This window comes from Mycobacterium sp., assembly GCF_035499775.1.
Lineage (GTDB): Bacteria > Actinomycetota > Actinomycetes > Mycobacteriales > Mycobacteriaceae > Mycobacterium.
Genome location: NZ_DATJYB010000541.1, coordinates 1 through 13,562, shown reverse-complemented (window position 1 = coordinate 13,562; position 13,562 = coordinate 1). Strand labels below are relative to the sequence as shown.

Sequence of the window (13,562 nt, the reverse complement as noted above, 5' to 3'; positions counted from 1 at the left end):
TGTTGCCGGGCAACTGCGACCTGATCGCCGGCACAGCGCCGACCCACGCGAGTTTTCACAAACAACATGTGATCAAACCAGCGGCCACATACCCTGCCATCGAGGAGCCAGAGTGACATACGTAATCCCCCAAGCGTTAGCCGACGCGGTGTCCAGCCTGGAGAACCTCGGTACGCAGATCGAGAGCGCGAACATCGTCGCCTCTTTGCCTACCACAGGGATTCTCCCGGCAGCAGCAGATGAGGTGTCCGCAGCCATCACCTCGCTATTCAACGCTCACGGGGGCGGATATCAGCAGTTGGCCGCTCACGCTCAGGTCTTCCATCAGCAGTTCACCCAGAGACTGGCCGCGTCTGCGGCCTCCTACGTGGGCACCGAGGTCGTCAACGCTGAGCAGGTGTTGTGGAACAAAGTGGGTCAACTAGAGCAGCCTTTCCTGCCGTTGATCACACAACTCGAATCCAACTTCACTTATGTCAGCCCGCCTCTGGTCGCCCCGCCGCTGCCGAGCGTTACCAACTCGACGGTCGCGCTGCTGATGGGAGGCACCAACTTCCCAGTGCTGCCCACCCACTACGTCAACCAGATCATGAGCGCCTATATCACGCCCAACTTCGACGGTGCCATGGGGACAGCGATCTACACACCCGAACAGCTCTGGCCGCTGACTCCGGCCCTGGGCAATCTCACGCTCGGGCAGTCCATCGCGCAGGGCGTTCCGTTGCTCAACGCTGCCATCAATACTGAACTCGGCCAAGGCAACAAGGTCGTGGTGTGGGGTACTTCGCAGAGCTCGACGGTGCTCACCAACGAGATCCGCAACCTGATCGCCGCGGGATCGCCGAATACCAACCAGCTGTCGTTCATCCTGACGGGCGATCCGAACAACCCGAACGGGCGGCCCCTTCGAAAGATTCCCCGGTCTGTACGTGCCGGGACTAGATGTGCTGTTCAACGGCGCTACGCCGCCCAATTCGCCGTACCCCACCATGATCTTCACCAACCAATACGACGGCGTGGCCAACTTCCCGCAATACCCGCTCAACGTGGTCTCTGATGTCAACGCCATAGCCGGGTTCCTCTACGGAGCCCACGACTATGCGGACTTCACCCCGAGCCAGATGGCCAACTACATCCAGCTACCCACGTCGCCTGCCTATACCGGCAAAACCTTGTACTACGAGATGCTGTCGCAGAACCTGCCGCTGGTGACACCATTGCGAATATATGGAACGCCGCCATACGGCAATGCGCTGGCCGACCTGCTGCAGCCCGACCTGCGAGTTCTAGTGGACATGGGCTACGGGTCCGGCGAATACGCCAACATCCCAACGCCTGCATCGCTTTTCGAGTTGCCCAACCCGTTCACCATCGGCCCCGACCTGGTACACGGAACAATTCAAGGTGCCGAAGCCTCGCTGGTAGACCTCGGACTTCTGCCGACGTCCTACTACCCGATGGGTCAATATCCGTTCAGCCCAGTGCTCAACCCAGACCTCAATTTCCCATTGCCGCAATCCAGCAACACGGGCGTGTCGCTACTGACCGGATTCGAAGGGCAGCTGATGCAGTCTCTCGGACTCGTACCGTCGTGGGACCAATAGGACCGTTAGCTGTAATTGCTCAAATCGACTGTAGCCCCCCAAGATTGACGGTTAGCTGGACGGTTCCCGCCACAGCCGGGGTGCGGCTCGGAATCGCGCCCGGCGGCCGGGGCGACGCCGGGCGAGCCAGGTATGACACCGTGGTGGCAACGGTGGCGCTCACGCGCTTTGCTTCAGGAAACAAAGGTTGTTTGCTGAAATACGATCGCACAGTAGCCGATTCAGCGGCCGGTCACACCAAGTAATGCCCTCAGTCGAGCCAGGTTGGCTCTCCCGTCGAATCCGTGAACGACAAATTGTCCGAAACCTTCCCCCGGATCGAGCCGCGGATCTAGAGTTGGTCTGCCCAGCAGAGCCTAGCCGCGCGTCCTTGGGGGGGACATGGATCTCAACACTGTGGTTGACGTCGTCCGCTGGCCGCCCGATCGGCCGGGCGCGGCCTGGCGCATTGGCGATGCGTGGCTGGCCGGGGGGACATGGCTGTTTTCCGAGCCGCAACCCGCTGTTCGCCGGTTGGTTGACCTCACGGAACTTGACTGGCCCAGCCTGGTGCCCGACTCCGGAGGTCTCGAGATCGCCGCCACGTGCAAGATCAGGGAACTGCACGAGTATGTGCCGCCGGACGACTGGCTCGCCGGCAGCCTGTTACGCACCAGCTGTGAGGCATTCCTGGCCTCGTTCAAGATATGGAACTCCGCGACGGTGGGCGGCAACATCTGCATGTCCCTGCCTGCCGGACCAATGATCACCATGACCGTGGCACTCGAGGCGACCTATCGCCTATGGGCTGCGGACGGGACCGAACGGACAGTCGCAGCAGAGGATTTCGTTATCGGCAACCATCTAAATGTGCTGCGGCCGGGGGAAATCCTGCGTAGTGTGCACATCCCCGACCAAGCCCTTCGCCGGCGCTACACCTACCGGCGATTCACGCTGACCAAGCTTGGCCGCTCGACGATATTCATGGTTGCGACCCAGACTCCTGGCGCCGTTGATCTGATGCTCACCATCACGGCGGGTACCACGCACCCAGTTGTGCTGCGGTTCGATACGGTGCCCACCGCTGAGACCCTGCAAGACCATATCGATGCGATAGAAACGGAGGTCTGGTTCGCCGACCCCAACGGCACACCGGAGCATCGCCGGCACCTGGCGAAGCACTTCGCCGAAGAAATCCGGATCGAACTCGGAGGCCTGTGATGAGCTACACCATCAATGGCAAGACATTCTCGCAGGAGCCGCGACCGGGTCAGTGCCTGCGCACGTTTGTGCGTTCGCTGGGCTGTCACGGCGTCAAAAAGGGTTGCGACGCCGGTGATTGCGGCGCGTGTACGGTCTGGCTCGACGGCCGTCCGGTGCACAGCTGTATCACGCCGGCGTTCCGCGCCGACGGGCACGAGGTGACCACTATCGAGGGGCTGGGTTCGCCGGAGAATCTGCACCCGATGCAACGGCAGTTTCGCGACGCCCCCGGCTTCCAGTGCGGCTTTTGCACCCCCGGCATGATCATGACGGCGTCCGCCTTGACCGACGAGCAAAAGCGAGACTTGCCGCATGGGTTGAAAGGCAACCTGTGTCGCTGCACCGGCTATCGGGCGATCGAGGACGCGGTCAACGGCGTCGCAGCCCTCGAAGAGGCAGCGCCCGGCCAGGCGATCGGCACTAGCGTGGGTGCGCCCGCGGGGACCGACGTAGTAACCGGACGCGCCGAATACACGATGGACACCGAAATCGAGGGCATGCTCCATCTGAAGGTTTTGCACTCATCGCATGCACACGCGCGCATCGTCTCCATCGACAAGTCCGCAGCGCTGGCCGTGCCCGGGGTGCACCGCGTCTACACCTGGGAAGACGTGCCCCGCAAGCGGTTCAGCACCGCGATCCACACGGACCATCTTGTCGACCCGGATGACACCTACATGCTGGACAATGTGGTGCGCTTCGTCGGCCAGCGAGTGGTCGCGGTGCTGGCCGACACGATCGGCGCCGCCGAGGAGGGCTGCCGCAAGATCGTGGTCGATTACGAAGTGCTGCCCGCGGTGTTCGATCCCGAAGAAGCGATGAAGTTCGGGGCGCCGCAACTGCACGAATCCGACGACCCTTTCGTGCAGGACCCGGTACACAACGTCCTTGTCGAAATGCATGGTGAAATCGGCGATGTTGCAGAGGGTTTCGCCGCGGCCGACGTCATCCATGAAGGCACCTACTTTACGCCACGGGTGCAGCACGCGCACTTGGAGACGCACGGGTCGATCGCCTGGATGGAAGATGGCCGGCTGCACGTGCGGACCAGCTCGCAGTCCCCGTGGGTCTGCAAGGGAAAACTGGAGCACCTGTTCAACTTGCGCCCCGATCAAGTGCGGGTGTTCTGCAAGCGCGTCGGTGGCGGTTTCGGCGGCAAGCAGGAAGTGATCAGCGAGGATTTGGTGACGTTGGCCACGCTGGACACCGGCCGTCCGACATCCTGGGAATACACCCGCGAAGAGGAATTCACCACGGCCTCCCCCCGGCACCCGATGAAGATCACCGTCAAACTCGGTGCACGTGCCGACGGCACGCTTACCGCGATCCATTTCCGCAACGTGTCCAACACCGGCGCCTATGGCAATCACGGCGGCGAGACGGCAGTCGCCGGAGCCTCCGCGGTCGCGATCTACCGCTGTCCCAACAAGAAATTCGACGCGTACGCGGTATACACCAACACGGTGCCCAGTGGTGCGTTGCGCGGCTACGGCATGACTCAGCCGGTCTTCGCGGTGGAGTCGGCAATGCACGAGCTGGCCGTCGCGCTCGGCATAGACCCGCTGGAGTTGCGCCGCCGCAACATCATTCGACCCGGCGAACCACTGCTGGCGATCCACGTCGAGGCCGACGACGTGGAGTTCACCGAGGACACGTTGGCTACGTGTATCGACCGTGTCGATGGGGCGCTGCGTTCCCATCCCGACGGGGAGGCGCTGGGTGAGGACTGGCTGATCGGCACCGGCACAGCCAGTTCAATACACGAAACCGCACCCCCCACCGAACACATCTCGGTCGGGCTCGCCACGCTCTGCAACGACGGGATCTACGAGATCGCCATAGGTACTTCCGAATTCGGCGAAGGAACGTCGACCGCCCACGTCCAGATCGCCGCGGCCGTGCTGGGCACGACTCCGGCGCGGATCCGGCTCATCCAGTCCGACACCGACCGCACCGGGTTCGACACCGGGGCATTCGCCAGCGCCGGACTGTTCGTCGCCGGCAACGCGGTGCAGCGGACTTCGATCGCGCTGCGCGACCGGATCTTGCGCTTCGCTTCCGCACACACCGAGGTCGACGTGGCCTCATGCACGATGGACGACGACGCTGTGCGCTGCGGCGACACCCGTGTTCTGCTGACCGAACTTGCGGCCGCCGCCACCGGCCGCGGTGTGCTGTTGAGTGAATCCCGGAAGGCATATGGATCGCCGCGCAGCCTCGCCTGCAACGCGCACGGCTTCCGGATCGCGGTGCACCGGGTCACTGGTGAGATCCGCATCCTGTACAGCGTGCACGCCACCGATGCCGGAGTGGTCATCAATCCGCAACAGGTTCGCGGCCAAATCGAAGGCGGTGTGACCCAAGGCCTTGGCTTCGTTCTGACGGAACACCATAGGGTCGACGAGAACGGCGTCATGATCAACCCGACGCTGCGCAACTACCGCATCCCGACCTACGCCGATGCCCCACGGACCGAGGTGATCCTGGTCGACTCCACCGATTCTGCGGGCCCCATGCGGTCCAAGGGAATCGCCGAAATGTGCATCAATCCGGTCGCGCCGGCAATGGCGAACGCGGTGCAGAACGCAACCGGAGTGCGTTATCGCGAGCTGCCGTTGACGCCCGACCGGATCTTTGCGGCCCTGGGGTCACACCGGCTGACCCCGACCGGATGAGTGGCACCCGATATTGATGACTCCCGAGAGACTTGTCGACAACGCCGCCACCGTCATCATCGGCGAAAATGTTCGACCCGGCTGCGAGAAGGGCTTCGTGTCCTGGCAGCAGGAAGTGAACGCCGCGGCGTCGCACTACCCGGGATTCATTGCCGCGGAGATCAACTCGCCCACATCCGTGCAGCCACACTGGTCGGTGATCTACCGTTTTGACTCGATCCCGAATCTACGGGCGTGGATCAACAGCGCCACGCGCCAGGACCGGCTGGCCGAACGGCGGCGCTATTGCGACGGCCCATCCACCCAGCAGATCGTCACGGGCGGGGCAACGCTCCCCGACACACTCGTCACGACCGTGGTGACCCATCGGGTCCCACCCGAGCACGTCGACGAATTCCTTTCCTGGCAAGAGCGACTTCGTGTGGCGGAGACCAAGTTTCCGGGTTACCGGGGTTCTGAGATCTTCCGGCCAGTCGAAGGCGTACAGGACGAGTGGACAACGCTCTATCGCTATGACAGCGCCGCTGACCTGGACAAGTGGCTCACATCGCGCGAGCGTCAACAGCTTCTCGATGAAGGTAAGCAGTTCAGCGACTTTCGGTTGCGCACGATCGACAACTCGTTCGGCAACTGGTTCACGTTCGGCGACGGAGTTGGCCAGACGCGGGCGCCATCGGACGCGAAGACGGCGATCGCGGTGTGGGTCGGCCTATATCCGACGGCGATGATGCTCAGTCTGGCGATGGCGCCGACGAAGCTGCCGCTTTGGCAGAACATGCTGATCGGGAACCTGTTGTCCAGCTCCATCATGACCTTCGTCACGATGCCGTTCTATGTGAACCCGTTGCTCAAACGCTGGCTGTACCCGGCCTCGGACGCGTCTAAGGCGGCGACCAACGTTCGCGCCGGCGTGTTGATCACCACGTTAATGGTGTTCTGGGCGGTGCTGTTCTGGCTGGTGACCACCGTGTTCTGGAAGCTGCCGTGAAACCCGCGGGCCGTCCTGGGCGAACACCAGAAGAAGTCTTTGCTCACGCCATAACCGAGAGAGGGAAGTGACCACTATGAGCGAATCCAACGGCAACGGAGTCCCGGACTTCATGCGCCCAGTCGTGGCTGACGAACCGCCGGCAAGCGCGCGCGTCGTCGCCGAGCACGCGGTCCTCGCGCTGAACGCTTCCATGATGGAGCTTTACGAAGCATCCCTGGTGAAATTCATGCAGAACATGCGCGACCAAGTACCGATCATCTTGGCACTGTTCTCCGGCCAGGGCGGGCAGATGATCCTTTACCCGCCCGGGCAGCCACCAGAGGTCGCGCCACGGGTGCCGCTCGTGTACGAGCTGTGCAAGTCCGTCGGCCACAGCACCATGGCCATCTACGAGATCGTCGCGCCTTACGTGTCCAACGCATACGCGAACCAACTGTGGCGCCCCGCGCTCGAGATGTACCGGACGCAGAACCAGACAGCTCTGGAAGGCCTTGATGCGCTGGACATCTCCGATGACGACCGCTCCAACCTGCGCACGATTTTGCAAAACAACATCGCCTTCATGGACGGGTGCCTCGAACGGCGGGGCTACAGCTACGACGACGTCGAGAAGTACATCCGCGACACCACACCCCATTCGGTCAAGACGATCGCCACCGCCTCGAGCGCCCAAGTGGGCCACTGGATGAGCGTGATCGAGGGGTGGAAGGCACGACTTGGCGAAGACTGGGAGCGCACCTACGGGGTCAGCAACTCGCTTTACGTCGCGCGGCAGAACAACATCCTCTACAGCGTTCTCGTCCAGTTCATGGGCACCGAGACAATGGGTGACCGGTTGTTGCTGATCGAGACACCGGAGTTCGAAACCACACCCGAGAAAATGCTCGACGTGCTGGGCCGCATCGTCGCCGACCGTTCGCTGGGCGAGATCTTCTTCCGCGACTACTTCCTGATGGACGTCGAGCTTCTCGGTGGCGGCGGCCGGGCCGCGATCGAGCGCGAGATGGCCAGCCGGGGCCAGGAAGCGTTGCTGCCGACCCTGGCGCCGTTCCGTTCCAACGATTGGCCCTGGAAGACCGACCCGACCAAAGGAACCGGCCCAGCGCGGCTAGAAGACGCTCTGGCCTGCCCGGTCCGCCCAAATCCGGTCGGCTGAAAGAGAAGTAACCATTGTGACCGAATCCGACGGCAATGGAGTCCCAGACTTCATGCGCCCAGCCGTCGCTGACGAGCCGCCAGCGAGCGCGCGTGTGGTCGCCGAGCACACGGTCCTCGCGCTGAACGAGTCCATGATGCAGCTCTACGAAACATCCCTGACGAAATTCACGCAGAACATCCATGACCGGGTGCCGGTCATCCTCGCGCTGTTCAACGGCCAGGGCGGACAAATGATCCTCTACCGTCCCGGCCAACCGCCAGAGGTGGCGGCACCGGTGCCGATCCGCTACCAGGTCGAAAAGTCGGTGGGTCACAGCTCGATGGCCATCTACCAGATCCTGGCACCGTACTTGTCCGATGCGTATGCGAACCAACTGTGGCGCGCCCCGGTCGCGATGTACCGCACACAGAATCAGTCGGCCCTCGAATGCCTAGACGCGCTGGACATTCCCGACGATGCCCGCTCCACTCTGCGCAGCGTCCTCGAACGCAACTTGGCGTTCATGGACGGGTGCCTGGCCAAGGGCGGCTACAGCTACGCGGACCTAGAGGACTACACCCGCGGCACCACGCCGCTGTCGATCAAATTGATTGGCAGCGCCTCGGGCGTCCAGGTGGGCCACTGGATGAGGGTGATCGACGACTGGAAGAAGGACCTGGGCACGCATTGGGAACGCACCTACGCCGCCACTAACACATCGCACGTTGCGCGGCGGAACCATATCCTCTACACCATCCTCGTTCAGTTCATGGGCACCGAGGCGATGGGTGACCGGTTATTTCTTCTGGAGACGCCGGAGTTTGAGACCACGCCCGAGCAGATGCTCGACGTGCTGGCCCGCATCGTCGCCGACCGCTCCCTGGGCATGGTCTTCTTCCGTGACCTCTACCTCATGGGGGACGTCGAGCTCCTGGGCGACGGCGCCCGCGCGGCGATCGAGCGCGAGATGGCCGAACGGGGCCAAGAAGCGGTGCTGCCGACCTTGGCGCCGTTCCGTTGTAACGACTGGCCCTGGACGACCGACCCGACCAAAGGAACTGGTCCGGCGCGGTTGGAGGACGCCGTTTTTGGCTGCCCAGTCCGCCCAGAACCCGACCACTGAAACCAGATTCGAGGATTCCCATGGATTTTGCACAGCGCGCCATCGAGATCGCTCGCACCAGTGTCGCCGAGGGCGGATTGCCGTTCGGGACGGTTATCGTCAAGGACGGTGAAATCCTTGCCGAGGGAAGCAATCTCGTTCCCGAGACCCACGACCCGACCGACCATGCGGAGATTCGCGCTATTCGCGAGGCATGCCGGAAGCTGGGCACCGAGAACCTGACCGGATGCACGGTCTACGCCATCGCCCATCCGTGCCCGATGTGTCTGGGGGCGTTGTATCACTGCGCGCCAGACGAAGTCGTCTTCATGGCGACCCGCGAGTCCACCTCGCCGTACATGGCGAGCGGTCACGACAAGTACATCGAGCCGAGCACCTTCTACGGTGAGTTTGCCAAGCCGTGGGACCAGCGGCGCCTGCCCATGCGCCTCGACGCGCGCGCCGACGCGGTCGAGGTCTACAAGCTCTTCCGGGAATGCAAGAGCGGCTAATATGTTGTCCGACAAGGCGATCCCGGCTTCCCGGTAGCAACAGCACAACGGTTCCGTAAGGAGGACTTCGTGATCATCGCCATCGGCCTCTACCAGGGATTCACTGCGCTGGACGCGATGGGCCCCTATGAGGTGCTCACCTACTTGCCCGGCTTCCTGCCCGACGCGAAAGTCGTCCTCTGCGCCGAGAGCACGGGAGTTCTCGACGACCAGCACGACCTGGTGCACCTCCGCATCGATACGACCTTCGCCGACGTTCCGCGGCCCGATGTACTGCTCGTACCGGGTAGTCCGATCGCCGGCCAGTACGCCGCAGACGGGCATGCGATCGTGGACTGGATCCGCGAAGCCCATCCGCACACGACGTGGACCACCTCGGTGTGCACCGGGGCACTGCTGCTCGGCGCGGCGGGGCTGCTCAAAGGGTTACCCGCCACCACCCATTGGCACGACTACGACGACCTTGCCTCCTACGGTGCCCTACCGACCGAACAACGTATCGTCACCGCGGGACGGATCGTGACCGGCGCCGGCGTTTCGGCAGGCATCGACGTTGCCCTCACGCTTGCCGCCAAGATCGCCGGACCCGAAGTGGCGCAGGCGATTCAGCTGTCCATCGAATACGACCCCCACCCTCCGTTCGACACCGGAGCTCCGTCGAAAGCGCCCAAGGAGATCTACGACCTCGCAGCTAGCGCCCTGGGCGGATAAGACAGAATCTCATGCCGGCGAGTTGCGCGATCCGCGGGAGCTTCTTCGATTTCGTGGACGACCCGTGGCAGCACCCGGCCATGAGGACCGGTCCGCGCGCTTTGTCGGCGATGGCCTGCTGGTCGTCAGGGACGGCATTATCGAGGACTTCGGCGAGTTCGCCGACCTCTCCCGGCGCCATGCCGACCTGCCGCTGACCCATCTGGAAGATCGCCTGATCCTTCCCGGTTTCATCGACGGCCACATCCACTTCCCGCAACTCCGCGTCCTGGGTGTGTTCGGCAATCAACTGCTCGACTGGCTGCAGAACTGGGTCTTCCCCGAGGAACTCAAATACCGGGACCGCGGCTACGCGCGCACCGCCGCGGGCTATTTTTTCGACGCTCTGCTGGCCGGCGGCACGACTACGGCAATGGCCTTCACCACCAGCTTCCCGGCGTCCACCGAGGAGTTTTTCGAGGAGGCGACCCGGCGCGGCATGCGCGTCGTGGCCGGGCTGGCCGGTATCGACCGCGTAGCACCGGACGATTTCCTGATCACGGCGGACGACTTCTACCGCGAAAGCAAGCGGCTCATCCAGCGCTACCACCGCCAGGGCCGGAACCTTTACGCTATTACGCCCCGCTTCCCTGGTGTGTGCTCATCCGAGATGCTCGAACGCTGCCGGCAGCTCAAGCAAGAGCACCCGGACTGCTGGATCAACACCCACGTCTCCGAGAACCCCTCCGAGGTGCGGTTTGTGCACTCCGAGTTCCCGGATTGCCCCGATTACACGGCGGTGCATGCCAAATACGGCCTCCTGACACCTAAATTCGTTGCCGGGCACGGTGTCTGGCTGTCGCGCGACGAGTTGCGCCGCTTCTCCGTGGCGGGCGCGACCATTGCCTTCTGTCCGCTGTCGAACCTGTTCCTGGGCAGCGGCCTGTTCCGCCTCGGGCGCGCCCTCGACCCCGAGCATCCTGTTCGCGTTGCGCTGGGCTCCGACGTGGGCGGTGGCAACGCCCTCAGCATGGTTCGCTCCTGGAGGAGGCCTACAAGGTCGGCATGTGTAACAACACCATGCTCGACGGCTCGGTGGACCCGCGCGAGCAGGACCCGGCGGAGGCCGAGCGCAACGTCCTGTCGCCGTATCGAGCCTTCTACCTGGCGACGCTTGGCGGTGCCCGCGCGCTCTACCTCGATGATCTGCTGGGCAATTTCGACAAGGGCAGGGAGGCTGACTTCGTGGCGATCGACTGGAACGCGGGGCAGGCGGCCATGCGCTGGCGCCAATCGCTGATCGTCGAGGGCGGTCCGCAGACTGTGGACCAGGCGGCACAACTGCTTTTCGGCGTCATGACGGTCGGCGACGACCGCAACGTGGACGAAACCTGGATCGCCGGCGAACGAGCGTACAAGAAGACACCGTGACAACCCTCAGGAAGGAAGACAGCAAGTGTCAATGTCGGAAAATAACGAGGATGGTTGTGTCAGCCCGGAATGCTTTCGCGCCTATGTCAACGCCGAAATCAAGGTGCCCAATACGCTCATAGCTGTCGGCCCCTACGTTGGCCGGGCCGCACTGGCGTCGCTGCAGGTAGGTGATGGCCTCAAACCCGCGGTGGAGAGGTTCGCCAAAACATACACTTTCAGTCGCAGCCAAATGGACAGGGTAACTAAAGTAGCTACTCTTCAGCATCGCAGACTGGGTGTGGGCACTCTGCCCGAGGGCGCGGACTTGCGAGAGCAAGAAGGAATCAGAATCTTCCCGCAGCAGAGATTCGAAGTCGTCTACATGGAAGGAGTGATGAACATCGTGGAGGCGATCCTCCGCTTCCACGGGCTGCGAGGGAAGAAAGGTTCTGCTCGCGAATCCCAAGTCGCGGAGCTCTTGGAACACCCCGACAAGCTGGCAGCAACGCTCGCGGCATTTGCAGCAGCGGAGGATGCAATCAACAGTCCGGCAGCCACTGAGCGGTCAGAAGCTTTCAAAGCAATATTCAACTTTGTCAAGTCGGGCGAAAAGCCACGGGCTATGTTCCCGGCGGAGAAAGACGCCATCCAGGCGGAAGAAATGCCCTTTATCATCTCGGCAGTCAGGCAAGCCTCGGCCGACTGCAAATGGAATATTTCACCTGACCAAATAGAAGACTTCGTGCGCGTCTTGACCAGTCCGGAGCTTCACGAAGAAGCGGCATAACTTCCTCGCCGGCGTTTGCAACGTTTTGCTCAGCGTGCCGGATATGGCCGGGTCGCATACTTTGCCCGGAACTGTACAAGCCTGTCCTCAGACATTTCCTCTCCGCGCGCAATGGCGGCACGCACTTCGCGGAAGTAGTTCTCATAGCCCGCCGGTGTATGTAGGCACAGCGCCGTGGCGGGCTGTTCGGTGTCGTTGCGGTAGCCGTGCGGCACGCCGCGTGGAGCCGCCACGACAGCGCCCGCGTCGGCAACCACCTCCGCGTTGCCGGCCCACAAGGTGAGTTGACCGTCAAGAATGTGAAGTACTCGTCGTGCGCGTCGTGGATGTGCGGCGGCACGCATGTCGCGTTGCGCGGAACGGTGAATTCCTCGCCGGCGAACCGCCCCCCGGTGTCGTCGGCGGTGAGGCGGAAAAGGTGTCCGATCCCTCAGATGTCGAGACGTTCACCGACTCCGGGCGCACGAAAGACTCCCAGAGATGCACCGGGTTGCGTTGCGTGAGTGGGTGATTCATTGGAGAATCCGGTCATACGTCATCATCGCACACGTCACGCGCAAAGGGTTGATGAACCAGCTCGGGTTTGATGCCGGCTTCGTAGTTGACGTCGCCGGCTGGGACGCCTGGGATTAAGCGTAGTAGGCAGCCTCGTATCCAAGGATCCACGGGCTACTACGCCCCGTGACGGTGTCGCGGCCCTGGGCTGCCGCGTCGCTCGATCCCCGGCCATACATTGACAGAAGGGCGCCAGCGTCGGGCCTGGTACCCGCCCGACCCGAGACAGGGTGTTCAGGCTGAATTGGGTTGCGGCGCGGCGCTCAGCTCGTGGTGGTGCGCTCGTCCACCACGTAGGCTCGCGTTGCGGCTCGATCGATGAAGTTCTCTTCGTCTCGAGCAATTTCATCGACGCCAAGACTGGCCATCCAGGCGGACAGGCCGTCCCGGTCAGCGAAGACGAGTTCGGTCATGCAATCAAAGCTGATCTCATCACCTTCGATGTTGAAGGCGTCCCCACGCTGGATGTAGTTGCGCTTGTAGACCATTGGCATAGATGCCGTGCTCAGTACGAGTGGTACGTGGTTGTGCTCGTAGTATTCGGCGAAGGCCTGCGGCGACAGGCCGGGCTTGCGCCTCAGGTATCCAAAAACCTTGATCATCGGGCACTCCTAGACGAACCGTCGCGGTTTGATGCCGGCTTCATAGTTGAGACGTTGCCGGCTGGGACGCCTCGGTTTGAGCGTAGTAGGCGGCTTCGTATTCTTCGGGGGGAACGTAGTCAAGCTGGCTGTGCAGGCGGCGATTGTTGTACCAATCGACCCACTCCATGGTCGCGTACTCCACGTCGTCGATCGTGCGCAACGGACCGGTCGGAAATGGGGTACCACGACGGACGCCGCGATCCCTTCCA

General features: G+C 62.7%; 14 protein-coding genes and 1 pseudogene. 12 read left to right on the top strand and 3 right to left on the bottom strand.

The genetic code is table 11. The annotated features are described in order from the left end of the window. Positions 1-112 precede the first annotated feature (112 nt). The 12 genes and pseudogenes from VML93_RS32920 (at position 113) to VML93_RS32865 (ending at position 12,154) form a co-directional block, all read left to right on the top strand. Entirely contained in the window at positions 113-1,057 is a 945-nt protein-coding gene (locus tag VML93_RS32920; protein WP_325617163.1) for a PE domain-containing protein, read from the top strand. After that, positions 945-1,604 (top strand): PE-PPE domain-containing protein, encoded by a 660-nt coding sequence (locus VML93_RS32915; protein ID WP_325617161.1) that lies wholly within the window; start codon positions 945-947, stop codon positions 1,602-1,604. The genes VML93_RS32920 and VML93_RS32915 overlap by 113 nt, the downstream gene beginning before the upstream one ends. A gap of 381 nt (positions 1,605-1,985) precedes the next feature. Beyond that, positions 1,986-2,804 carry an FAD binding domain-containing protein gene (locus VML93_RS32910; protein WP_325617159.1) on the top strand — a complete coding sequence of 273 codons (819 nt, stop codon included), beginning with the start codon at positions 1,986-1,988 and terminating at the stop codon, positions 2,802-2,804. Next, complete coding sequence (locus VML93_RS32905; protein WP_325617156.1) at positions 2,804-5,521, top strand: molybdopterin-dependent oxidoreductase; 2,718 nt, start codon at positions 2,804-2,806, stop codon at positions 5,519-5,521. Before VML93_RS32910 ends, VML93_RS32905 begins: the two co-directional genes overlap by 1 nt. 16 nt (positions 5,522-5,537) lie before the next feature. After that, positions 5,538-6,509 carry an antibiotic biosynthesis monooxygenase gene (locus VML93_RS32900; protein ID WP_325617154.1) on the top strand — a complete coding sequence of 324 codons (972 nt, stop codon included), beginning with the start codon at positions 5,538-5,540 and terminating at the stop codon, positions 6,507-6,509. Positions 6,510-6,585: 76 nt separating this feature from the next. Further along, complete coding sequence (locus VML93_RS32895; protein WP_325617152.1) at positions 6,586-7,668, top strand: hypothetical protein; 1,083 nt, start codon at positions 6,586-6,588, stop codon at positions 7,666-7,668. Positions 7,669-7,720: 52 nt separating this feature from the next. Next, complete coding sequence (locus VML93_RS32890; protein ID WP_325617151.1) at positions 7,721-8,773, top strand: hypothetical protein; 1,053 nt, start codon at positions 7,721-7,723, stop codon at positions 8,771-8,773. A 20-nt stretch (positions 8,774-8,793) separates the two neighbouring features. Further along, positions 8,794-9,264: a nucleoside deaminase gene (locus tag VML93_RS32885; RefSeq protein ID WP_325617149.1), complete on the top strand. Its 471-nt coding sequence runs from the start codon at positions 8,794-8,796 to the stop codon at positions 9,262-9,264. Positions 9,265-9,333: 69 nt separating this feature from the next. Beyond that, positions 9,334-9,975, top strand: coding sequence for a DJ-1/PfpI family protein (locus VML93_RS32880; RefSeq protein WP_325617147.1), 642 nt, complete (start codon positions 9,334-9,336; stop codon positions 9,973-9,975). Between the two features lie 64 nt (positions 9,976-10,039). Continuing rightward, positions 10,040-10,942 (top strand): annotated as a pseudogene (locus VML93_RS38770) (guanine deaminase); the annotation flags it as partial. 92 nt (positions 10,943-11,034) lie between these two features. Further along, the gene (locus VML93_RS32870; protein WP_325617143.1) at positions 11,035-11,385 is read left to right on the top strand and encodes an amidohydrolase family protein; all 351 of its coding nucleotides are present in this window, start codon (positions 11,035-11,037) and stop codon (positions 11,383-11,385) included. Between the two features lie 25 nt (positions 11,386-11,410). After that, entirely contained in the window at positions 11,411-12,154 is a 744-nt protein-coding gene (locus VML93_RS32865) for a hypothetical protein (protein ID WP_325617141.1), read from the top strand. Positions 12,155-12,183: 29 nt separating this feature from the next. Here the strand turns inward: VML93_RS32865 and VML93_RS38765 are convergent, their stop codons facing one another. From VML93_RS38765 to VML93_RS32855, 3 genes are all read right to left on the bottom strand, one after another. Continuing rightward, positions 12,184-12,498, bottom strand: coding sequence for a cupin domain-containing protein (locus tag VML93_RS38765; protein WP_414686510.1), 315 nt, complete (start codon positions 12,496-12,498; stop codon positions 12,184-12,186). 474 nt (positions 12,499-12,972) lie between these two features. After that, entirely contained in the window at positions 12,973-13,311 is a 339-nt protein-coding gene (locus tag VML93_RS32860; protein ID WP_325617139.1) for an EthD domain-containing protein, read from the bottom strand. A gap of 40 nt (positions 13,312-13,351) precedes the next feature. Then, the coding region (locus VML93_RS32855) for an integrase core domain-containing protein (RefSeq protein WP_325617137.1) at positions 13,352-13,562 on the bottom strand (211 nt) is incomplete at its 5' end.

Bases quoted from the DNA above. Each gene is read 5' to 3' on its own strand.
- VML93_RS32910 (WP_325617159.1), top strand. From the start codon at position 1,986: ATGGATCTCAACACTGTGGTTGACGTCGTCCGCTGGCCGCCCGATCGG.
- VML93_RS32905 (WP_325617156.1), top strand. From the start codon at position 2,804: ATGAGCTACACCATCAATGGCAAGACATTCTCGCAGGAGCCGCGACCG.
- VML93_RS32900 (WP_325617154.1), top strand. From the start codon at position 5,538: ATGACTCCCGAGAGACTTGTCGACAACGCCGCCACCGTCATCATCGGC.
- VML93_RS32895 (WP_325617152.1), top strand. From the start codon at position 6,586: ATGAGCGAATCCAACGGCAACGGAGTCCCGGACTTCATGCGCCCAGTC.
- VML93_RS32890 (WP_325617151.1), top strand. From the start codon at position 7,721: ATGCGCCCAGCCGTCGCTGACGAGCCGCCAGCGAGCGCGCGTGTGGTC.
- VML93_RS32885 (WP_325617149.1), top strand. From the start codon at position 8,794: ATGGATTTTGCACAGCGCGCCATCGAGATCGCTCGCACCAGTGTCGCC.
- VML93_RS32870 (WP_325617143.1), top strand. From the start codon at position 11,035: ATGCTCGACGGCTCGGTGGACCCGCGCGAGCAGGACCCGGCGGAGGCC.
- VML93_RS38765 (WP_414686510.1), bottom strand. From the start codon at position 12,498: ATGCGTGCCGCCGCACATCCACGACGCGCACGACGAGTACTTCACATT.
- VML93_RS32860 (WP_325617139.1), bottom strand. From the start codon at position 13,311: ATGATCAAGGTTTTTGGATACCTGAGGCGCAAGCCCGGCCTGTCGCCG.